The 20,368-nt window shown below is 73.8% G+C and carries 19 protein-coding genes; 8 read left to right on the top strand and 11 right to left on the bottom strand.

The genetic code is table 11. The annotated features are described in order from the left end of the window. Positions 1-12 precede the first annotated feature (12 nt). Positions 13-711 carry a lytic transglycosylase domain-containing protein gene (locus ACWD4P_RS12020; RefSeq protein WP_449779498.1) on the bottom strand — a complete coding sequence of 233 codons (699 nt, stop codon included), beginning with the start codon at positions 709-711 and terminating at the stop codon, positions 13-15. A 71-nt stretch (positions 712-782) separates the two neighbouring features. Further along, positions 783-989 carry an antitoxin gene (locus ACWD4P_RS12015; protein ID WP_359831297.1) on the bottom strand — a complete coding sequence of 69 codons (207 nt, stop codon included), beginning with the start codon at positions 987-989 and terminating at the stop codon, positions 783-785. Between the two features lie 309 nt (positions 990-1,298). Here ACWD4P_RS12015 and ACWD4P_RS12010 point away from each other — a divergent pair, with 309 nt between their 5' ends. From ACWD4P_RS12010 to ACWD4P_RS12000, 3 genes are all read left to right on the top strand, one after another. Beyond that, positions 1,299-1,925, top strand: coding sequence for a DUF6542 domain-containing protein (locus tag ACWD4P_RS12010; RefSeq protein ID WP_449779497.1), 627 nt, complete (start codon positions 1,299-1,301; stop codon positions 1,923-1,925). Further along, positions 1,918-3,537: an LCP family protein gene (locus tag ACWD4P_RS12005; protein WP_449779496.1), complete on the top strand. Its 1,620-nt coding sequence runs from the start codon at positions 1,918-1,920 to the stop codon at positions 3,535-3,537. Before ACWD4P_RS12010 ends, ACWD4P_RS12005 begins: the two co-directional genes overlap by 8 nt. Before the next feature lie 1,151 nt (positions 3,538-4,688). Then, positions 4,689-5,102 (top strand): SsgA family sporulation/cell division regulator, encoded by a 414-nt coding sequence (locus ACWD4P_RS12000; protein ID WP_359829315.1) that lies wholly within the window; start codon positions 4,689-4,691, stop codon positions 5,100-5,102. A 199-nt stretch (positions 5,103-5,301) separates the two neighbouring features. Here ACWD4P_RS12000 and ACWD4P_RS11995 read toward each other — a convergent pair whose 3' ends face one another. Then, positions 5,302-5,658, bottom strand: coding sequence for a hypothetical protein (locus ACWD4P_RS11995; RefSeq protein ID WP_359829314.1), 357 nt, complete (start codon positions 5,656-5,658; stop codon positions 5,302-5,304). Positions 5,659-6,001: 343 nt separating this feature from the next. Here ACWD4P_RS11995 and ACWD4P_RS11990 point away from each other — a divergent pair, with 343 nt between their 5' ends. Then, positions 6,002-6,964: a GlxA family transcriptional regulator gene (locus ACWD4P_RS11990; RefSeq protein ID WP_449779495.1), complete on the top strand. Its 963-nt coding sequence runs from the start codon at positions 6,002-6,004 to the stop codon at positions 6,962-6,964. A 182-nt stretch (positions 6,965-7,146) separates the two neighbouring features. On the opposite strand, the gene ACWD4P_RS11985 is transcribed toward ACWD4P_RS11990, so the two are convergent. Together ACWD4P_RS11985 and ACWD4P_RS11980 are read right to left on the bottom strand one after the other, a co-directional pair. Further along, positions 7,147-7,704 (bottom strand): histidine kinase dimerization/phosphoacceptor domain-containing protein, encoded by a 558-nt coding sequence (locus tag ACWD4P_RS11985; RefSeq protein ID WP_449779494.1) that lies wholly within the window; start codon positions 7,702-7,704, stop codon positions 7,147-7,149. 766 nt (positions 7,705-8,470) lie between these two features. Beyond that, entirely contained in the window at positions 8,471-9,280 is an 810-nt protein-coding gene (locus ACWD4P_RS11980) for a nucleotidyltransferase (RefSeq protein ID WP_449779493.1), read from the bottom strand. Between the two features lie 120 nt (positions 9,281-9,400). On the opposite strand from ACWD4P_RS11980, the gene ACWD4P_RS11975 reads away from it, so the two are divergent. Further along, positions 9,401-9,820: a DUF4259 domain-containing protein gene (locus tag ACWD4P_RS11975; RefSeq protein WP_449779492.1), complete on the top strand. Its 420-nt coding sequence runs from the start codon at positions 9,401-9,403 to the stop codon at positions 9,818-9,820. A gap of 22 nt (positions 9,821-9,842) precedes the next feature. Here the strand turns inward: ACWD4P_RS11975 and ACWD4P_RS11970 are convergent, their stop codons facing one another. Further along, positions 9,843-11,063 (bottom strand): MFS transporter, encoded by a 1,221-nt coding sequence (locus tag ACWD4P_RS11970; RefSeq protein WP_359829309.1) that lies wholly within the window; start codon positions 11,061-11,063, stop codon positions 9,843-9,845. Between the two features lie 134 nt (positions 11,064-11,197). Between ACWD4P_RS11970 and ACWD4P_RS11965 the strand changes: the two genes are divergently transcribed. Further along, a complete protein-coding gene (locus ACWD4P_RS11965) occupies positions 11,198-11,641 on the top strand; it encodes a winged helix-turn-helix transcriptional regulator (RefSeq protein ID WP_449779491.1) in 444 nt (147 codons plus the stop codon). A 400-nt stretch (positions 11,642-12,041) separates the two neighbouring features. After that, on the top strand, positions 12,042-13,382 hold the full coding sequence (locus tag ACWD4P_RS11960; RefSeq protein ID WP_449779490.1) for a streptophobe family protein: 1,341 nt from the start codon (positions 12,042-12,044) through the stop codon (positions 13,380-13,382). 73 nt (positions 13,383-13,455) lie between these two features. On the opposite strand, the gene ACWD4P_RS11955 is transcribed toward ACWD4P_RS11960, so the two are convergent. Next, positions 13,456-13,953, bottom strand: coding sequence for a hypothetical protein (locus ACWD4P_RS11955; RefSeq protein ID WP_449779489.1), 498 nt, complete (start codon positions 13,951-13,953; stop codon positions 13,456-13,458). Between the two features lie 82 nt (positions 13,954-14,035). Next, positions 14,036-14,410, bottom strand: a complete 375-nt coding sequence (locus ACWD4P_RS11950) for a DUF1304 domain-containing protein (RefSeq protein ID WP_449779488.1) — start codon at positions 14,408-14,410, stop codon at positions 14,036-14,038. 404 nt (positions 14,411-14,814) lie between these two features. On the opposite strand from ACWD4P_RS11950, the gene ACWD4P_RS11945 reads away from it, so the two are divergent. Then, complete coding sequence (locus ACWD4P_RS11945) at positions 14,815-16,164, top strand: acyltransferase (protein WP_449779487.1); 1,350 nt, start codon at positions 14,815-14,817, stop codon at positions 16,162-16,164. A gap of 70 nt (positions 16,165-16,234) precedes the next feature. Here ACWD4P_RS11945 and ACWD4P_RS11940 read toward each other — a convergent pair whose 3' ends face one another. The 3 genes from ACWD4P_RS11940 to hppD all read right to left on the bottom strand — a co-directional run bounded on the left by ACWD4P_RS11940 (position 16,235) and on the right by hppD (position 20,363). Beyond that, positions 16,235-17,203 carry an alpha-ketoacid dehydrogenase subunit beta gene (locus ACWD4P_RS11940; RefSeq protein ID WP_449779486.1) on the bottom strand — a complete coding sequence of 323 codons (969 nt, stop codon included), beginning with the start codon at positions 17,201-17,203 and terminating at the stop codon, positions 16,235-16,237. After that, a complete protein-coding gene (locus ACWD4P_RS11935; protein WP_449779485.1) occupies positions 17,200-18,321 on the bottom strand; it encodes a thiamine pyrophosphate-dependent dehydrogenase E1 component subunit alpha in 1,122 nt (373 codons plus the stop codon). The genes ACWD4P_RS11940 and ACWD4P_RS11935 overlap by 4 nt, the downstream gene beginning before the upstream one ends. 80 nt (positions 18,322-18,401) lie before the next feature. Further along, positions 18,402-20,363, bottom strand: coding sequence for a 4-hydroxyphenylpyruvate dioxygenase (gene hppD / locus ACWD4P_RS11930; protein WP_449779484.1), 1,962 nt, complete (start codon positions 20,361-20,363; stop codon positions 18,402-18,404). Between the last annotated feature and the right edge of the window lie 5 nt (positions 20,364-20,368).

Here is a 20,368-nt window from a genome sequence, read left to right as displayed (position 1 = left end):
CGCCGCAGGGCGCTACTTGACGGCCTCGCCGGACTTCGACCAGTTGTCGCGCAGCCGGTCGAGGTAGGACTGCGCCTGGGAGCCGATCTTGACGCCCCGGGCGAAGGCCAGCATGTTGCCCGCGCCCGCGTTGTAGCCGAGGGCCATCAGTTCGTCCCGGGTGAGCGACACGCCCGGGCGTGCGGGCAGTTGCGCGGCGAGGTCGTGCAGGTGCCAGGCGGCCGCCTGGACGGCCAGGTTCCGGTCGTCCGGCAGCTCCTCCCACTGCCGGGAGGCGAAGGGGCGACCGGGCTTGGTGTCGTCGAAGGCGGCCCGGTGCATGTTGGCGATGCCGAAGGAGGCGTCCGGCTTGCCGCGCTGCCAGGCCCGTTCGAGCTCGGGGTCGTGCGGCTTGTACGCCTCGTTGTAGAGGATCGCCATCAGCAGCTGGGGATCGACCCCGGCCTCGGCGGCGTACTGGCGGACCGGTGCCGCGTAGTCGGCCGGGTCGTAGCGGCCCGAGGGCTTCGAGGGCTTGGGCGGCGCCGCCGAGGATCCGGCCGACGGCGCGGCGCCCGCGGCGGGGCCGGAGGGGGCGGCGGCGGTCGGGGAGGGGTCGGCGGAGGTCGGGTCGCCGTGGCCGTTGCCGCGGACGAGTCCGAGTCCGGCCACCACCACGATGCCGATCACCAGCCAGCGTGCCCGGCCGGACCCCTTCTTCTCCTCGCTCACCGCTGCCGCCCCTCCCCGTTCGCCCGTGCGCCCGTTCGACCGCCGTGCGGCTGATCGTGCCCTGTGGCAGGTTACTCGGCGGGCTTCTGGTCGCCGTCGAGGTTGCGCAGGAAGCCCTTCGCCTTCTCGACGCCGGTGTCGATCTGCCCGCTGTACTTGCCGTCCGTGCGGTCGTCGATCGCGTCGCCGACCTTGTCCAGGCCCTGGCCGATCACGTCGCCGTGCTCGCGGGCGAGGTCGGTGGCCTTGTCCGCGAGGTTCTTCAGACTCTCAAACATGGTGACGCTCTGCTCCTCTGATGCGTTCCTGATGGTGTGCCGACGTGGCGGGGATCATGACCATCCTAACGACGGCCCACCGGGCGGTCCGTCGCTGCCGGGTGGCAGCGGATGACTTTGCTGAAATGGGTTTGTATGCTCCAGCCCATCTTCTACAGCAATGTAGAGGAAGGGGTCCCACCAGGACACCGGCAGGACCACGCCAGGACACCACCGGATGCCACCGGACGTCACCGGGTCCGAAGGCGTCCCGGCACACGCGGCGGTGCGATCGCGCCGCCGCGGCCGCAACGATCGAGGGAAGTGCGCATGGCCGGTCAGCGGGCGAGAACGCCGTACCAGGACGCGGGACCGCGCACCGAGGACCGCGCCCTGCCCGCCCAGCGCTCCCGGACGGCCGGTGCGGCCCCGGCGGGCGGCCCCGGCGCGGCCACGGGCCCGGGGGCGCCCCGGCAGGTCCGCGCGCCGCGCCCCGGCGCCGCCCGCCGCCGGCAGCAGGCACGCCGGCGCGGCGGCATCGCGGCCGCGCTCTCGGCGGTCGGGCTGCCGCTGCTCGGAGCGGTCGCGGACGAACTCGACGGGCCGGGCGTCGGCCTCCTGTTCACGGTGGGCTCGGTGCTCGGGACGGCCGCCGCGGCGCTGCTCTGCAGCCGGACCGGCCGGTGGTGGGTGGTGACGGCCGCCCCGGTCGTGGTGCTGCTCACCGCCTCGGGCGTGGAGTACCTGGCGCACCCCGGGAGCTACCGGGGGAAGAACCTCGGCACCGGCGCGCTGCGCTGGGTCGTCGGGGCGTTCCCGGTGATGGCCGCGGCCGTGGCGGTGGCGCTCGCCGTCATCGCGCTCCGCACCGCGGCGGGCCGCCGCAGGCGGGCGGTACCTGTACGCCGCCGAACCGGCAGGACGGCGGCCCCGGCCGGAAGGGGCCGCCGTGGCTGAGCGCGGCAACGGCCGTACCGTCGGCCGCGGTCGGCGCGGCCACGACCCGATCCGCGCCGCCGCCCCGCTGACCGTCGCCGGGCGCACCCTCGCGTGCACCGTCTCGGCCGCCGTGCTCGGTGCCAGCGGCTTCACCTGGTACGAGTACCGCAGCCTGGACGACGGCATGATCAAGTCCACCGCGCTGAGCGAGGCCAAGAGGAACGCCCCGCCGCACCTCGACAAGTCCGTCAACCTGCTGCTGATCGGCCTGGACAGCCGCAAGGACATGGACGGCAACGACCTGCCCAGGCAGTTCGTGGAGGACGAACTCCACGCCGGCTCCAGTGAGATCGGCGGCTACAACACCAACGCCCTGATCGTGCTGCACATCCCGGCCAACGGCGGCAGGGTCACCGCGCTCTCCGTCCCGCGCGACGACTACGTGCAGACCGTCGGCGCCGACGGCCGGATGCACAAGATCAAGGAGGCGTACGGCATCGCCAAGGAGGCCGCCGAACAGAAGCTCGCGGGCAAGGGGCTCTCCAAGGCGGCCCTGGAACGGCAGAGCCGGGAGGCCGGCCGCTCGGCCACCATCCAGACCGTGCAGAGCTTCCTGGACGTCCCCATCGACCACTTCGCGGAGGTGAACCTGATCGGCTTCTACGACATCGCCAAGGCGGTCGAGCCGGTCCAGGTCTGTCTCAACCACCCGGTGGACGACCCGATCATCGCCCGCACCGCCACCCACGAGGGCGGCGGCACCGGCCTCAGGCTCCCGGCCGGGATCAGCTCGCTCAACGCCGCGCAGGCGCTCTCCTTCGTCCGCCAGCGCCACCACCTCACCAACGGCGACCTCGACCGCACCCACCGGCAACAGGCGTTCCTGTCCTCCGTGGAGTACAAGCTCAAGCAGCAGGGCATCCTGAACGACTTCGGGCAGATGCAGAAGCTGTTCGCGGTGGTGAAGAAGGACGTGGTCATCGACGACGAGTGGAACATCCTCGACTTCGCCCAGCAGGCGCCCAACCTGACGGGCGGCAACGTGGAGTTCAACACCCTGCCGATCAGCGGCTTCAAGACGGTCGGCGGACAGGAGGTCAACACCGTCAACCCGCAGCTGATCAGGCGGATCGTCCGGCAGCTGTTCAACCACGAGCCCGCCCCGGCCGCCCCGGCCGCCACGCCCGGGGAAGCGTCGGGCGAACCGGCCCCCTCGCCCACCGCCACGCCGAGCGCGGCGCCCAAGTCGGTGGTCGACGTCAACGCGGCCGCGGGGGCGGGGGCGGCGGCCAACGAGTCCAGGGCGCTGGCCGAACTCGGCTACCAGGCGGGCCGGATCGGCGACGCCCCGGCCAGGACCCGGGCCACCTCGGTCGTGTACGGGCCCGGGGCCAGGGCCGACGCCCAGCGCCTCGCCGCCCGCTACGGGGTGACCGCCACCTACTCGACGGTGGTCCCGGCGGGCCGCGTCCTGGTCACCCTCGCCGTCATCCGCACCCCGAGCCCGTCGGCCGCTCCGTCCGCCGCCGCGGCCACCGGGCCCGCCGGGGACCCCTCCGCCGATCCCGCGGCGGGGCTGCCGATGCAGGGGCCGCCCGTGAAGGCGGGCGGGATCCCGTGCGTGGACTGAGGCCCCGGCAACGGCGGGTGCTCAGCCCCGGTCGGCTCCTCGGCCCGGGCTCGGTGCCCGGCCCGGGCGGGGAGCCGGCCGGGAGCTCCGGCGGAGGCCGTTGCCGCAACCGCGCTCCGCGACCGGCCGGAGGCTCGGGGCGTCGAGGGCCGGATCGGGCCCGCCGGCGCACCTCCAGCCGGAAGACCCCGGCGCGCTTCCTCCGTCGGCCGGCCGCGTTCCTCCGCCAGGCGATGACACCGCCGGCCGGTCAGTCCTCGCTCCTCGGCCTCATCCGCGGGATGAAGCCGGTTCGGCCCACCGGGCTGTCCCCGATCGGCTCCGGACCCGGCGCGGAACGAGCGTCGTGCCGCAGCGACAGGCTGCCGGGAGCAGCCTTCGGGGGACCGCCCGGCCGGGGCCTCGCACCTGCCCTGGCCGCTGCCTTGACAGCGGCCAGAGCAGCCGCCAGGGCAGCCAAGGGAAACTGATCCTTACGCATGCGAGGTTGCTCCTCTGTTCTCGGAAACGGGTGTCCGTCCGGCGAATGACCGGCCGTGCCGTGCCGTGCCGAGTCGTTCGGTTCCGGAGATCCTGGGTGGTGGGGGGCGGAACGCCGGAGCGGTCTCTCCGTCGTACCTGACGGGGCTGTCGTGATCCGCCGGCCCGGGGAGGAGTCCCCTCTCCCACGCGGCCGGGACCTTTCCGCGATTCGAGCGCAGCAGCCGGGTGTCAATCGAATGGAATGAAGCATAGCGACGAGCGATGCATCCGAGGTCTCCGCACGGGCGGTAGGTCTCATTTCCGTCCTGAATTGCGGGTTCCGACCTGTTGCTCCTGGGCCGCACGTCCCACTGCGGTGGGGCTTTGAGTCCTTTCTCCGGAATCTTTCGCGTCACTCCTTGCGAGCCGAGCCGTCGAATGGCAAGGGTTGCCCCAAGGGAATCGGCCCACAAGCCATTGCCCCAGCGCTCGGCCGGGCGACCGTCCTCCGGCGTGAAAGGCCTCTGTTCCAAGTCCGTTGCGCGGTGTCGAATCCCCACCCGGGGCTTCGGGCCGGACCTGGCAGGGGAGCAGTTGCATAACCCGTCGCAAAGTCCGTCGAAGACATGCCTGCCTGCCATCCGACCGAGCGTCGTCGGCACACGGGCTGAACGAGAGGTACTGACGCCATGCAGCACATGACAGTTCAGGGATGCCTGGTGATGAACCTCGCGCTTCCGGCCGGGGGTGCCCTCCGTGTTCCGGTGGGCCTGAAATACACCACCAGCGATCCGTACGCCGTCCGACTCGCCTTCCGCTTTCCCGACGAAGCGCCGGTCACCTGGTTCCTCGCGCGGGAACTGCTGGTCGACGGGATACGCGGACCGGTCGGTGAGGGGGACATCCGCGTCTGCCCCGTCGGCAAGGATCTCTCGAAGGTTCGCATCTCGCTTTTCTCCCCCGAGGGTTCCGCCCGGCTCTTCGCCTCGGTGGCGCCGCTGTCCGCCTTCCTCTCCCGGACCGAAGCGCTGATTCCGGTCGGAGAGGAGTCCACCGAAGAAAGCATCGAAGCCGAACTCGCCACCATCCTGTACGGATGGTGAGAGAACCCGGGATCCGCGGCGGCTGTCGCCGCCCGGAATGGCGGGGCGCGGCGGAGCGGGGGCGTCATCGGATGTGCGCCGACCGGCGGTGTTCCCCTGTCACGTGCGCGGTCTGAAAGGCGTTCGGCAGCCGTTCCAGGCCCTCGACGGGGCGTGGAACGGCTGCTGATCGCGGACGGCCCGCGCTCTGCGGCAGGCTTCAGGACGGGGCCGGTGCGATCCTGGCCGCGATCCGCCGGGCGGTGATGACGCCCACTCCCGTGGCCTCCCGCAGGAGAAGCAGCGCCTCACGGCGACGCCCTGCTCCCAGGAGGCCCCGAAGCGCGTCCCGCAGCGCGGGCTCGTGCTCCGCGAGCACCGCGGCCGCGTCCTCCGCGGTCACCGGAAGGTTGCGCTTCGCCAGTACTGCCAGCGCGGCGGGAGCGTGGACAGGCGGTAGATCGGACTCGTCCCGCAACGCCTTCAGCGCGTCCGCCGACCGGCCCTCGGACAGGTGCCGGAGTGCGGCCCGCTGCCGGTGCTCGGGCACCGGCGTGATGATCGCGGCGGTGATCACGAGCGGTTGTCCCGGGCGGAGTCGGTGCAGCCGTCGGCAGCCTGCGCGGCCGGAGTGGTTCCCGGGAGGAGGGGGGCCGTCAGGACGGCTGTCGTCGTGGGGAAGAGGCAGGGGCTTCGCATGGTCGATCTCTTTCCATTCGGCCCGATATCCGGGCGAAACATGACGAATCAGATCCTGCCTTCGCTGACGGCTGGTGCGGCAGGCTCTCGGGGCCTGATGTCCTTCACGGTGGGACATGTGTCCCGATGGATCCCGGCCGTTGTGAACCCCGTGTTACCCCGGGGCGCATCCGTGCATCGAGCTTGGCATTTGCCACTGTTTGCGGCTTTCATGACCTTCCATGACGAACCGGAACCTGCTCTTCGTCTTGTCGGATGACATGGAAACCCTCGACATCACCGGACCGATGACGGTCTTCGAATGGGCCAACCGCCTTTCGGAGTCGGGTCGTGCCCGACCTGCGTACAGGTTGCGCACGGCCAGCCCGGGCGGAAGGTCGGTGACCGCCAGCGGTGGACTCGTCGTGGTCGCGCAGGCGGCGCTGGCGGAGGAGCCCCCACCCGACACCGTGGTGATCCCCTGTGCCTCGATCGACCCGGACGTGGTCGACTGGCTCAAGGACCACGCCTCCGAGATCCGCAGGGTCGTCGCGGTGTACGGGGGCGTCTTCACGCTCGCCGCCGCCGGCCTGTTGGACGGGCGCCGCACCGTGACGCACTGGCGGCTCGCCCCGGCCATGACCACGTGCTTCCCGTCCGTGCGGGGCGACTCCGAGCCGGTCTACGCCGGTGACGGGCGGGTGTGGACATCGGCCGGCATGACGAGCGGCATCGACGTGGCCCTGGACCTCGTGGAGGCCGATCACGGTCCGGACCTTGCCCTGGAGGTCGCCCGACAGCTGGTGGTGTTCCTCCGCCGGACCCACAACCAAGGACAGATCAGCACCCAGCTACGGCTGGCAGCGGCCAGAAGGGGTGGACTCCGGCGGATACTGGAGTGGATCGTCGACCACCCCGGCGCGGAACTCACCGTCGAGACGCTCGCCTCCCGAGCAGCCCTGTCGCCCCGTCAGTTCACCCGTGCCTTCACCGCCGAGACCGGCCTGTCGCCGGGCCGGTACGTCGCCCAGGTGCGCCTGCAGGCGGCCTGCCGAAGGCTGGTGGAGTGCCCGCAGGACAGCCTGGAGACGGTGGCGAGGTCGACGGGCTTTTCCAGTGCCGAGGTGATGCGGCGCGCCTTCCGGAGAGCGCACGGCATCACCCCCTCCGCCTACCGAAAGAGCAACCGGCGGCCGGCGGGCTGACGTCCCGCTGTCGCCCGTCCGCCCGTCCGCCCGTCCGCCCGTCCGCCCGCTCTCTGGCCACCCGCTGTGGTGACCGGCACCCCGGGCGGCTGCGGCCCCGAGCCCCGAGCCCCGGGTCACTGGTGCGTTGCGTCGGCGGCCGGCCGGCCGGTCACAGCGGGTGCCTGATCGAACCTGCCCGCTCAGCTGCCGCGCAGTATGCCCAGCGGGCGGTTCAACTCGATCTGGGCCGCCCGTCCGGTGGAGGCGATGGTGTCCACCATCTCCTTCGCCTGCTGCGGGGAGCTGTCGAGCACACAGGCGGCGGCGTCGGCCTGAATGACCATCACCGAGATGTTGTGGGCGACCACGTCGTGCAGCTCGTGGGCGATCCTGGCCTGCTCGGCGGCGACCACCACCTTCGACCGGATCTCCTCCCGTTCGCGCTCCAGCCGCGCCGCGCGGTCCTTCAACTCGCTCAGCCGGGCACGGTGTTCTCTGCTCCTTCGGCCCCAGTTCCAGCAGAGGACGATCGGGACGAGGAAGACCGGGGCCTTCCAGGAGACCAGGAGGGCGCTGAGCGAAGCAGCGATCAGAGGGAGCCACGACTGCCTGCCGGTGGCGAGTTCTCCCGCGGCGTGGACCAGCAGGAGATAGCCGACGCCCCACACGGATGCGTGGACGCCGACCGCGGCCTGGATCACCCAGACCGCGGAACCGGTGGTGACCACGAGCGCGGGTGCTCGGTGGCGAAGGGCCACGAGTGTCGCGAGGGTCAGACAGAAGGCGCCTTCCCGAACAGAGGCTGATCGAGGTCCGAGGACGAAGGACAACAGGATCGCCGACGCCCAGAGGAGGTCGGACAACAGGACCGGAGAAGCCGGGATCCGGGCGAGGCCCCGGCGGACCGTTCGGAGCATGGGCAAGATCTCCCGTTCGTGATGGCTCGCCGTGATGCGAGTCCGCTTCGACGTCGCGGGCGATGGGGTCGTGTGCCACGAGCCGGCCATTGATCAGGCCGGTGACCGCACCACCCGGGCCGTCGACGGAACCTCCGATGGCCGCGGCGGGAGCGCAGCCCGTTGCCGTTCCGGCAACGCGGCTGATGACGAGCCCGTCGGCCGGGCCGCCCTCGCCGGTGTCGGCTGCGCCGTCCCGAAAGGCCGTCACGCGCCTGGGCGCCGAGTGCCAGCCGCAGGGGCGAGGCCGAGGGCCGGCACGTCCTCGTCGCGCGATGCGGTGGCTGCTGCCCGGACCGTGTGGTGAAGGACCTTCACAAGGGCCCGGCGGGAGGCCTTCTCTCGGGGCCGCCGCGGTGGTGCGGTCGCGGGAATATCGTGACACATCACGAAAAAGAAGGGGAGGCCGTGCCGTCCGATTCCCCTGAAGATGGTTCCTTGGTCCCGGTTTTCGGGACCAACGGCCCTCCGGCGGCCCGCACGCGAGAACCCCGGCACCGGTCCGCACGCGTCCCGAATCGGGGAAGGCCCCGCGCACAGGCGGGCGGCTCGCCGCCCGCCGGTTCCGTCACGGGCGGGGCGCCTTCACGCCGTGGACGGCGGCGTACTCGGTGGCGAGCCAGGAGCCCAGGCCGTCGACGAGCGCGGTCAGGGCGGACCGGTCGGCGGTGGGGGTGCGGGCGATCGCGGCGGCGAGACGGGCGTGGGTGGCGTGCTCGGGGTAGTGGGCGGCGAAGGCCTCGGCGGAGGCGGCGAGGTCGCTCGTCCAGCCGCCCCGACGGGGCATCACCAGGGTGAAGCAGGTGCGGACGAGCCGGCGGGAGATGCCACGGGAGAGGCCGCGCAGCTCGGTGTCCGTGGTGGCGGCGGCCAGGCCCTCGCGCCAGCGCGGGAGAACCAGGGCGAGGTCGCCGTTGGTCTCCCTGGCGAGCAGCGAGGTGGGGCGGTAGCGGGGGAGCCGGGTGGCGAGGTCCTCGCCGAGCAGCGGGGTGCAGAGGCAGGCGACCATCCAGCCGAGGTCGTGCCGCTCCAGCTCGCTGAGCAGCGTGCCGACGCCGGCGAGCTCCACGCCGACGCCGTTGACCTGGGCGAACTCGGCGTCGAGCGCGGCTCCGAGGGCGCCGGCCGCCGCCCGGTCCGCGGGGGTGGGTTCGTGGTGCAGGGCGAGCAGGACGTCGAGGTCGGAGACGCCCGGGATCGCGGTGCCGCGCGGGACGCTGCCGTAGAGGTAGGCGCTGTGCAGCAGTTCGGGGGCGAAGGCCGCGGCGATCCGCTCGCGGGCGGCCGCGACCACCGGCGCGAACGCCGGGGGCACGCGGTCGAGCGAGCCCTCGCGGGCGATGAAGCCGTCCCGGTCCAGCCCCTGAGTGGTGGTCATGAGGGCACCCTGCCCCACCGCCGCCGCGTTGACCAGCGAATATCCGTCGGCCCGGCGGATTGTCAGTGGGGTGTGCAAGCATCCGTCGCACACGAACACGAACGGCGTGAGGGGATCGGCATGGGCACCTGGGACATCGGGCACTTCGACAACGACTCGGCGGCGGACTTCAGCGGCGGCCTGGACGACGCGGCACCGGGCGAGCGCGAGGCGCTGCTGCGGTCGGCGCTGCTGAGCGCGGTCGGGGCGGAGGAGTTCCTGGACTCCGACGAGGCGGTGGAGGCGGTCGCCGCCGCCGCGCTGGTGGCGGCCCAGTGCCCGGGCGGGGCGGCGGTGACCACGGCCTACGGCCCCAAGGAGCCGGTGCCGCCGCTCTCCGCCGAGCTCCGGCCGCTCGCGGTGCGGGCGCTCGACCGGGTGGTGGCGGAGGAGTCGGAGCTCGCGGAGCTGTGGGACGAGACGGAGAGCGGTCCGGCCTGGCGCGAGGGCATACGGGCCCTGCGGGAGGTCCTGGCCGCGGCGTCGTCGGCGAACGCGTAGGCGGCCGGGGGCTGGACGGCCGTCACCGGCGGGCCGCCGTCCACCAGTAGCCGAGCGCGAGGAGGCTGGTGGCGGCGCCGAGCAGGCAGACGGCCGTCCAGCCGCCGCGGTCGTGGACGACGGTGGACAGGATCGCGCCCGCGCCGCAGCCGGCGGAGTAGAGCAGCATGTAGCCGGCGGTCAGGCGGCTCTGCGCCTCGGGGCGGACTTGGTAGAGCAGGTGCTGGTTGGCGACGTGGACGGACTGCAGGCCGTAGTCGATCACCACCATGGCGAGCACCAGCCACCAGACCGAGTGCGGCAGCAGCACGGCCGGGATCCAGCCGACCAGCATGGCCGTCAGACCGATGCCGGTGGTGCGTTCGGCCCGGCCGCGGTCGGCCTGGCGGCCCGCGTACCCGGCACCGAGCGCTCCGGCGGCGCCGGCGAGTCCGAAGAGCCCGATCTGGGTGTGGCTGAGTTCGAAGGGGGGTGCGGCGAGCGGGAGCACCATCGGAGTGAGCAGCACGGTCACGGAGGTGAAGCCGAGCAGCGCCAGGACGGCCCGGGTGCGGAGCACGCGCTCCTGGGCGAAGAGCGTGAACACCGAGCCGACCAGGCGCGGGTAGCTGATCCGTTCGGCCGTCCGGTGCCGCTCGGACGGGACGGCGGCCGCGACGGCGAGGGCCATGGCGGCGGTCGCGACGGCGGAGACGACGTAGACGGCGCGCCAGCCGGCCAGGTCGCCGATGGTCCCGGCGACGGTGCGGGCGAGCAGGATGCCGACGACGATGCCGCTGGTCACGGTGCCGACCACCCGGCCCTGGTCGCCCGGGGCGGCGAGTTGGGCGGAGTAGGCGACGACCACCTGGGCGACGACCGCGAGGGTGCCGACGGCGGCCATCGCGACGAGCAGCAGCGGGGCGGAGGGGGCGACTGCGACGGCGAGGAGGGCGAGGACGGACAGGCCGAGCTGGGAGGTGATCAGGGTGCGGCGGTTTACGTGGTCGCCGAGTGGCACGAGCAGCAGCAGCCCCAGGGCGTAGCCCGTCTGGGTGAGGGTGCCGACCAGGCCGATGGTCGCGGGGGCGATGCCGTAGTCCCGGGCGATCAGGTCGAGCAGTGGTTGCGAGTAGTACACGTTGGCAACGGCGAGGCCGCAGGCGACGGAGAGCAGCCAGGCGACGGCGGGTGACAGGCCGCGTGGTGGGGCACCGGTGCGGGCGTCGGCCGTGTCGTCGGCCAGGTCGCTGGGAGAGGTCATGGGCGGACTCCCTCGGAGGGCAAGGTGGTTTCAAAGTGATACCGCGACACCATGGCATATCGTGGTTTCGATAAGCAACCACAATGTGATCGGTAGGCTGGGCGCCGACCGCAGGGCGCTGAGAGGTGGGAGAAGTGCCGAAACGCACCACGCACGAGGAGTCGACCTGCCCGGTCGCCCGCCCGCTCGACGTCGTCGGCGACGGCTGGACGCTGCTGATCGTCCGGGACGCGTTCGACGGACTGCGCCGCTTCGGGCAGTTCCAGAAGAACCTCGGCCTGGCCAAGAACATCCTGTCGGCCCGACTCGCCAACCTGGTCGCCAACGGGGTGTTCGAGCTCGCGCCGGCCGCCGACGGCAGCCCCTACCAGGAGTACCTGCTCACCGAGAAGGGCCGCGCGCTGTTCCCGGTGATCACGGCGCTGCGGCAGTGGGGCGACCAGTGGTTCTTCACGGAGGGTGAGCCCCGGGCGCGCCTGGTGGACAGCCGGTCCGGCGCGCCCGTCGCGCCGGTCGAGGTGCACTCGGCGGACGGCCGGGTGCTCGGCCCCGAGGACGCGCGGGTCCTGCTGCCCTGAGGGGCGCGCGGGTGCCGTCGCCCCGCGGCGGCGTGCGCCACCCGGCTGCTGCGCCGACGGGGTGAACGGGGGCTGCCCGGGATCGGTCGGGGCCCGCATGGTGGCCTCCGGCGCGGGCGGAACGGCCGAGTCCCGGCGGCCCGGCGGGCGGCGATCGGCACGGTGGCCGCCGCGGCCGGCGACTGCCGCCGGTCTCCGCTTCGGGTTCCGTCACCCCCGCTCGCCGCCGCAGCGGGTGCGCGGGGCGTCGCCGAGCGTGCCCGTCGGCCGTCCGCCACTCTGGAAGCCCTGGCGGACACCGGCCGGGAGCCGACGGACACCGACCGGACCGTCGATCGGGCGCGGACCGCCCCCGCGCCCGGCCGGCCGCGGTGGACCCCGCGAGCGAGGAGGAGGCGGCATGCACCAGCCCACCACCCGGGCCGCGGGCCCGCCCGGCGGCGTACGCGGCTGGCTGGACGCGCTCGCCGTCGTGCTGGCCGGGCTGGTCGCGATGGTGGCGGTGGCCGTGCCCGGGCTCTGGCTGGCCGGTGCCGACGACCTCCCGGACGGCGGCGTCCCCGCCGTGCTGGCCGCGACGCTCGCGCTCGCAGTCGGCGGCACCGTCGAACTCGACGGCGGCGCGGGGGGCTTCGCGGCACTCGGGGCGGAGATCAGCGCGATGCCGCTGAGCGTCTCGGTGGTCGGCGCGGTCGCGATGGCCGAGGTCTTCCTGCGGCAGCTGCGCTTCCGCGCGGTCGCGGGCGGCGGCGAACTGCTCGGGCGGATCGGCCGGACGGCACTGCTCTGGGTGCTGGCCCTGGTGCTGCTCACCCTCGGTGCCCGGCACAGCTTCGTCGTCCCGCTCGGCGACGACCTGGCGCAGTCGATCGGCGGTGCGCTCGGGCTGACCCCGGAGGTCGGCTTCCGGGCGGACGGCCCGACCACCGTCGGCATCGGGCTGGCCTGGCTGCTGGTGGTGCTCGCGGCCACCTTCGCGGTGTCCCGGCGGGCCCCGCTCCCGCCCGCCCTGATGCGCTACCAGCTCGCGGTCCGACCGGCGGCGTTCGCGCTCTGGCTGGTTCTGCTGGCGTACCTGGCGATCGGTGCGGTGGCCGGAGTGCTGACCGCGATCGTGCACGGCAACGCCCGGCAGACCCTGGCCGTGCTACTGCTCGCGCTGCCCGACCTGGTCTGGCTGGCCTTCGGCGTCGGGCTCGGCGCGGAGTGGCACGGGCAACTGGTCGGCACGCTCGGCCTGCCCGTCCCGGGGCCGCTCAGCGCCGTGCTGCGCACGCCCGGGGGCGGGCAGGCGACCATCGACCTCGGCGCCCTCGCACAGCAGGACGCGCGGGTCTGGTGGCTGCTGCCGGTGGCGGCCGTCCTGCTGCTCGCGGCCGCGTTCCTGGCGGCCCGCGGCTCACCGCGCGGCGTGCGGCTCCGGCAGCACGCCGTCCGGTTCGCGCTAGCCGCCGCCGTCGCCGTGCTGCTGGTGGGGCTGTGGACCCGGATGGACGCCGACTACGGGCTCTCCGTGCTCGGCGTCGGCCTCGGGCAGGGCGGCCTGGCCGGGCTGCTGGGCACCGTGCTCGGCAGCGAGAGCCCGCTGGCCGGGCCGGGCGGCGGCAGCCTCACCCTGCGCCCGGTGCTCTGGACGGCGGTGCCGCTCGCGGCGGGCTGGGGGCTGGTGACCGGTGCGCTGGGCGCGCTGCTCGCCACCCGGGTGCGGCACCGGGGCGAGGTGTCGACGGGCGCGGGGTGACGAGAACGGGACGACGGGCACGGGGTGACGAGAACGGGACGACGGGCCCCGGCCGGGGCCGGCGTCGCTCGGCTCAGAACAGCCGGTGGCCCCGCACCCACATGCTCTTCCGCCCGTCGGCCCCGAGCAGCCGCAGCTTCCCGACGCCGCTGTGGATGCCCGCGCTGAACAGCAGCGACGGGCCGACGATCACGCCCACCGCGGCCAGGGTGAAGAGCAGTCCGATGTGGTCGACGGTCTGCTCGTCGCCCTCCTCGACGGTCTGACCGCCCAGTTGGATCAGCAGCGGGACGGTGGCCAGCAGGGAGAGCACCAGCAGCCAGCCCAGCGCCCGCTGGACCACCTGTTTGGTCCGCGCCCTGGCGGCGGTCTCGATTCGGACGGCGAAGGAACGTCCGCAGCGCGGGCAGATGACGCCGATCTCCCGGTTCCCGCCGGTGGGCCGGGGTGATCCGCCCTGCGGCAGGTGCGCCACGCTCCAGTTGACCTTCGTCACGGCCGCCTCGTGTTCGACGCTCACCCGGCAGCCCAGGCTGACGACGTACCGGTCGGTGATCGGGATCCTGGCCACTGCTGCCCCCCAGCCTCCGCGACCGTCGCGGGGTAGGCGTTTCGTAGCCCGTCCGGAGGCCGGCGAAACCGGTGACGGCGGGTCAGAAGGCCTCGGCCGCGAGGACGGCGGCCGCCGGGAGGGCCTGACCGAGTGCGCCGCGCCACAGCTTCGGTTCCGAGGCGAACAGGGTGATCCCGCCCGCGACCATGAACGCGGCGAGGTAGAGCACCATGGCCCGCCCGGCCGTCGGGTGCCCGGTGTGCAGCAGGACCAGGCCGGTGACCAGGCCGAGCGCCAGGAACAGGTTGTAGAAGCCCACGTTGACGCGCCACAGCCGGACCTCGGGGGCGTCCGCCGTGCTGCCGGTCAGCAGATGGCGTACCCGGGGGTGCCCGTACAGGAAGCTCTCCAGTGGCCAGACGATCAGGTGGATCGACGCGGCGACCACGGCGAAGACCTGGCTCACGGCGTTCATGGTGAACGGCTCCCTCCGGGCGGTGGCCGGCGCGGCGGCCGGTGCGTCATTGCGCCAATGTGGCGGCCGGTGCGTCGGTGCGCCGGTGTGGCGAACGCTGTGAGGGCGGCGAAGGCCGCGAGGGGTGGCGCGGCGGTCGGCACAAGGGGCGGCACGGGGGCGGCGCGAGGGCGGCACGGAGGGTGCGCCGGGGCGCTGTCCCCCGCTGCGCATTCTACCGTCGCGCCCACCGCCGCGGCGGGCGAAGAGCCCTTCCGGAGTGCGGGATTGGACTGGACCACTGCCTCCGCGCACCACTATCGTTCGGCGTGCCCGCGGATCGCGCGCCGCCGCGAACACATCGCGCGCCGCCGCGAACGCATCGCGTGTCGCCGGAAGTCGTCGAGTGCTTCGGAACGGAACCCATGAGCATCTGGCCGCAGTTGCGAAGATCCCGAACCGTCCGGGCCGGGCACGCCACCGGCCGGGTACTGCGCTGCGGACTGATGGACACCATGCTCGCCGACCTCGCCGTCTCGGTCGTGCTCTGCTTCGAACAGCCGCTGGACGACGAGCGGCTCGCCGCCGGCCTGGCCCGCGCGCTGGAGCGGGTCCCGGTCTTCGCCGGCCGGCTGCGCACCGTCGAGGGCGTCCTGGAGGCGGTCTGCGACGACACCGGCGTGCCGTTCGAGCTCTACACCGTGGAGAGCGCGCTCGCCGGGGCGATGGGCCGGGCGACGGCGCCCGGCTCCGAACTGGTCGCCCCGCTGGACGCCCGCGCCGCCCGCGACGGCGGCGTCCCGCTGCTCACCGTCCGGGTGACCCGCACGGCCGACGGCGGCACGGTGCTCGGCTGCTCCTGGCACCATGCGGTCGGCGACCTGAACAGCTTCATGCTGCTGCTGCGGATCTGGTCCGCGGCGGTCGAGGGCGAGCCCCTTCCGGAGGCCGAACTGGTCGACGACCAGGACGAGTTGCTGGCCGAGGTGCTCCCCGCCGAGGACTGCGGCCGGCCCGGCTTCCGGTTGCCCTCGGCGGAGGAGGCGGAACTGCTCGCCCGCGAGGTGGCGGCCGGGCCGCGCGCCAACCGGATCGTCCAGATCGCCTTCACCGACGTCGAACTGGCACGGATGCGGGAGGAGTTCGAGGCAGCGGTCGGGCGGCGGCTCTCCTCCGGGGACGTGCTCTGCGCCCACCTGCTCAGCACCCTGCGGGAGTTGGACGGGGACGGCGAGGAGCGGATGCTCACCGTGCCGGTCAACGTGCGCCACTGGCTGGGCCTGTCGCCCGCGCTGACGGGCAACCTGCTGAGCGAGGTCCATCTGCCGCACCGGCCCGGGGACGGTCCGGCGGTGCTGGCCGGCGCGCTGCGCACCGCGGTCGAGGAGTTCCCGACCGCGCACCTCAACCTCCGTGCCAATCTCTGGTTCCTGGCCACCCTCGGCCGCTCGCGCCTGCGCGACTGCGTGCCGCTGGGCTTCGACCCGGCGGCACGCAGGTTCAGCTTCTCCAACTGGAGCGGCTTCGGTGCCTACGCGGTCAGCTTCCAGGGGCAGCGCCCGGTGCTCTTCAGTCCGGCCGCCAACTATCCGATCCCCTGGGTCTGTTGGGCGGTCGAGGGGTTCCGGGGCGAGGGCCGGCTGGCCACCGTGGTGCTGCCGGCCAGGCTGGCCGCCCGGGTGCGCGGGGCGGAGGGCCGGGCGGCGCTGCACCGGTTCCGGCGGGCGGAGGACCGGCCGCCCGGCTCGGCCGGAGTGCTGCCCAAGGTGGTCTGAGCACCTCCGGGCGCGGCGACGCGGGGTGCCCCGGGGGAGTTCCCTCCGGGGCACCCCGCGTCGCCGACGGTCAGCGCTGCTTCATCACGAGGTCCAGCGCGTGCCGCAGTTGCTCGCGGCCTGGTTGGACGGCCCGGTCGAGGGCGGGCGCGAAGGGCAGCACGGCGCCGTCCGGGCGGGTGATCCGGCGGGGCGGGGCGATCAGGCGCATCTCCTCGGCGGCGGTGGCCACCACCTCGGCGCCGAAGCCGCAGCTGCGGTTGGAGTCGTCCACGACGACCAGGCGGCCGGTGCGCTCCAGTGACTCCGCGAGCGCCTGCCAGTCGAAGGGGTACACGGTGCGCGGGTCGAGGACCTCCACCGAGAGGACCGGTGCCAGCTCCTCGGCCACCGCCAGGGCGTCGTGCACCAGGTGCCCGAGGGCGACCACGGTGACGTCGCTGCCGGGGCGGTGGATCCGGGCCCGGCCGAGCGGGACGGGCGCGAGCTCCCAGGTGACCGTCTCGCGCACCGGCATCGCGGCGGCGGGCGCGAACACCACGACCGGGTCCGGGTCGCGGATCGCCGAGCGCAGCAGCCCGTAGGCGTCGGTCGGCGTGGCGGGCACCACGGTCTTCACGCCGGCGTGCGCGAACAGGCTGTACGGGTGGTCGGAGTGCTGTCCGGCCCAGCCGTCCCGGGAGCCCGAGCCGGGCACCAGGCAGGTCAGCGGGACGGCTGTCTGACCACCGGTCATCAGCGAGAACTTGTGGGCCTGGTTGACGAGTTGCTCGAAGACCAGGAACAGCAGGGACGGGATCTGGAACTCCAGCACCGGACGCCGGCCGGCCAGCGCGGCGCCGATCGCCATCGAGGTGAAGGCCTGTTCGGACAGCGGGGTGTCGACGATCCGCCCCGGCCCGAAGCGGTCCAGCAGGCCGAGGGTAGGCCCGGCCAGCCCGGCGCCGATGTCCTCGCCGAAGACGCAGACCGCGGGATCGGCGGCGAGTTCGTCGGCCAGCGCCCGGTTGAGCGCCTTGGTGTACGAGAGCCTGGTCACGGCCTCACTCCCGCCCGCGGCCGCAGCCCGTCGGCGTACAGGTGGTCCAGTGCCCCCGCCGGGTCCGGGTGCTCCGAGGCGAGCGCGAACTCCTCGGCGGAGGCCAGCTGTTCGGCTACCGAGCGGTCCAGCTCGGCGACCGTCGCGGGGGCGAGCAGAGCGGCGGCCCGGGGGAGCGGGTCGCGCTCGCGCCAGACCCCGACCTCCTCGGGGGAGCGGTAGCGCAGCTTCATCCGGCGCTCCATGGTGTGGTGGCCCTCGTAGCGGTAGGTGCGGCAGACCAGGAAGCCGGGGCCGCCACCGGTGCGGGCCCGCTCGACGGCGCGCAGCGCGGCGGTGCGGACGGCCTCGGTGTCCATGCCGTCCACCTCCTCGGCGGGGATGCCGAACGCGGCGGCCCGGCCGGTGGCGCTGCCTGCCACGGCGGCGGCGGCGGGCAGGGTGGTGGCGTAGCCGTTGTCCTCGCAGACGAACAGCACCGGCAGACGCCACATCGCGGCGAGGTTGAGCGACTCCAGCAGGACGCCCTGGTTGAGCGCGCCGTCGCCGAAGAAGGCCACCGCGACCGGGGTCCGGCCGACCGGAGCCGGCCCGGCGGCGGGGCCGTCGCCGTTCGCCCGTTCGGCTGTCGTCCGTTCGGGGGAGGCGGCCGCCCAGGCGGCGCCGACCGCGATCGGGGCGCCGGCGCCGACCATGCCGTTGGCGCCGAGGATGCCGAGCGAGAAGTCGGCGGCGTGCATGGAGCCGCCGCGGCCGCCGTTCGACCCGCCGACCCGCCCCAGGAGCTCGGCGAGCAGCCGGTGCGGCGCGGTGCCCCGGGCGAGCACGTGGCCGTGGCCGCGATGGGTGCTGGCGAGCCGGTCGTCCGGCCCGAGCGCCGAGCAGACCCCGACCGCGACGGCCTCCTGCCCGATGTACGGGTGGATGCCGCCGGGGATCGCGCCGGACTTCACCAGGCCGAGCGCCAGCTCCTCGAAGCCGCGGATCAGCCGCAGCATCCGGTAGCGCTCGGCGGGGGTGTCCAGCGGAGCGGGGCGGGCCCGGGTGCCGGGGCCGCCCGTCGGTGGCGCGCCGTCGTCGTCGGCCGGGCGCGCGGCAACGATCGGGGCTGGGTGCACGGCAACGTCCGGGGCCGGGTGCGTGGGAGCGTCCGGGGCCGGGTGCGTGGGAGCGTCCGGGGCCGGGTGTGCGGGAGCGGTCACGGCCGGCCCCGCCAGACGGTCGGGCAGAACCGCGGGTCGGCGTAGTCCGGGCGCCCGTCGTCCGTGCGGCGCACCAGGACGTCGTGGTTGTACACCACCGGCTCGCCGTCCGGCCGGTCGTGCCGGCGGTACTCGTTGGCGCCGTCCTGGAGGTGCAGCGAGACCGCCCGGCGCGGGTGGGAGGCGAGGTTGGGGCCGCTGCCGTGATAGGTGCGGCAGTGGTGGAAGGAGACGTGGCCACGCGGGATCAGCATCGGGACCTTGTGCACCCGCTGCCCGTTGTGGGCGGCGTTGGCGGCCAGGATGTCCTCCAGCTCGGAGCGGTCGCGGTCGGCGAAGTGCCGGGTGGAGTCCTCCCCGGAGGGCAGCTCCTGCCAGCGGTGGCTGCCGTCGACCATGGTGATGGTGCCGTTCTCCTCGTGGCAGTCGTGGAAGGGGATGAAGGCGGTGAGCATCTCCTCGGAGGTGCAGGTCTGCCAGTAGTGCTTGTCGAAGTGCCACGGCACCCGGTTGCTGGGCTCCTCGGGCACCGGGGGCTTGTAGATCAGCGTCGACTGGAAGATCCGGATCTCCTCGGTGCCGGCGAGCAGCGCGGCCACCGCGCCGACCAGCGGCTTGCGCAGGATCGCGGCGATCGCGTCGCTCTCGTAGTGCACGTAGTCGTTGTGCCGCTGGACCGGTCCGTCCTCGGGGCGCCAGGAGGCCAGCCGGGGCGGCCGGACGGGCAGCTCGCGGTCGCGGTGACCGGCGTAGTACAGCTCGGTGGCGGCCTGGAGGGTGTCCAGTTCCTCGTCGCCGAAGAGCCTGCGGGAGAGGTACCAGCCGTGCTCGCGGTAGTGCGCCACCTCGTCGGGGGTGGGCAGCAGGGCGCGCTCGGCCTCGGTGAGCCGGAACTCGGGGGATGCGGCCATCGGGCGGGCCTCCTTCGGATGTGCGGGGGCGGGCCGGTCGGCGACGGGCCGGGTTCCCGCGGTGGGCCCGTGCCGTTCGACGGCCTCGTAGAGGGCCTTGATGTTCGCGGTGCCGAAGGTACCCGCTCCGCGCCGTTCGATCAGTTCGAGGAAGTAGGTGCGCCGGGGGTGCGTGGAGCGGGCGAAGATCTGGAACAGCTGGCCGCCGTGGTCCTGGTCGACCAGGACGTGCAGGTCGCGCAGGGTCGCGACGGGGATGGCCGTCCCGCCGAGGCGTTCGGCCAGGGCGTCGAAGTAGGCGCCGGGGGTGGTCAGGAACTCCACGCCGCGCTCCCGGGCGGTCCGGACGGCCCCGGCGATGTCGCGGGTGCTGAAGGCCAGGTGCTGGACGCCGGCCCCGCCGTGGGCGGCGAGGAACTCGTCGATCTGGCCGGGGCGGCGGGTGGCGTCGGGCTCGATCAGGGTGAAGGTGACGCCGCCGGACGCGCTCTGCACCACCGTGGAGTCCATCGCCTGCTCGCCGACCTCGATGTACTCCTCGAAGACCGTGCGGAAGCCCAGTGCCGCCTCGCAGAACCGCACGGCCCCGGCGAGCGTTCCGGCCGGCAGGCAGATCGCGACGTGGTCGAGTTCGTCCAGCAGCCGGGGCTCCGCGGCGGGCTCCGCGGCGGGTTCGGCGGCCGGCAGTGGGACCAGCCGCAGCGCGGTGTCGCCGAAGCCCTCGATCAGGGCGGCGGCCCGGTCGAGCACCCGGGCGCCGTGCCGTTCCGCCCGCTCCAGCGCGGCCGCCGGGTCGGAGCAGCCGAGCGCGAGGACGGCGACGCCGTCCCCGTGCCGGGTGACGTACTCCGCCACCGGGTGCTCCGGGTCGGCGGCGGAGGTCAGCCGCAGCCGGATGGTGCCCTGGCGCAGTTCGACGGTGCGGCTGCCGTCCGGGGCGGTGGACGGCGCGTCGGCGGTGAAGCCGTAGTCGGCGCAGAGCCCGGCCGCGGTCTTGTCGGCGTCCGCGCAGTGGAACTCGACGTGGGTGATGGTCTGGATGGACAACGGGA

The organism is Kitasatospora sp. NPDC002543, assembly GCF_053594915.1.
The sequence above is the reverse complement of the archived record's forward strand: the minus strand, read 5'-3'. Positions and strand labels throughout refer to the sequence as shown.

Excerpts from the sequence above, each read along its gene's own strand:
- ACWD4P_RS12015 (WP_359831297.1), bottom strand. The coding sequence starts at position 989 with ATGTTTGAGAGTCTGAAGAACCTCGCGGACAAGGCCACCGACCTCGCC.
- ACWD4P_RS11950 (WP_449779488.1), bottom strand. The coding sequence starts at position 14,410 with ATGAACGCCGTGAGCCAGGTCTTCGCCGTGGTCGCCGCGTCGATCCAC.
- ACWD4P_RS11975 (WP_449779492.1), top strand. The coding sequence starts at position 9,401 with ATGGGCACCTGGGACATCGGGCACTTCGACAACGACTCGGCGGCGGAC.
- ACWD4P_RS11990 (WP_449779495.1), top strand. The coding sequence starts at position 6,002 with ATGACGAACCGGAACCTGCTCTTCGTCTTGTCGGATGACATGGAAACC.
- ACWD4P_RS12000 (WP_359829315.1), top strand. The coding sequence starts at position 4,689 with ATGCAGCACATGACAGTTCAGGGATGCCTGGTGATGAACCTCGCGCTT.
- ACWD4P_RS11945 (WP_449779487.1), top strand. The coding sequence starts at position 14,815 with ATGAGCATCTGGCCGCAGTTGCGAAGATCCCGAACCGTCCGGGCCGGG.
- ACWD4P_RS12010 (WP_449779497.1), top strand. The coding sequence starts at position 1,299 with ATGGCCGGTCAGCGGGCGAGAACGCCGTACCAGGACGCGGGACCGCGC.
- ACWD4P_RS11970 (WP_359829309.1), bottom strand. The coding sequence starts at position 11,063 with ATGACCTCTCCCAGCGACCTGGCCGACGACACGGCCGACGCCCGCACC.
- ACWD4P_RS11960 (WP_449779490.1), top strand. The coding sequence starts at position 12,042 with ATGCACCAGCCCACCACCCGGGCCGCGGGCCCGCCCGGCGGCGTACGC.
- ACWD4P_RS11980 (WP_449779493.1), bottom strand. The coding sequence starts at position 9,280 with ATGACCACCACTCAGGGGCTGGACCGGGACGGCTTCATCGCCCGCGAG.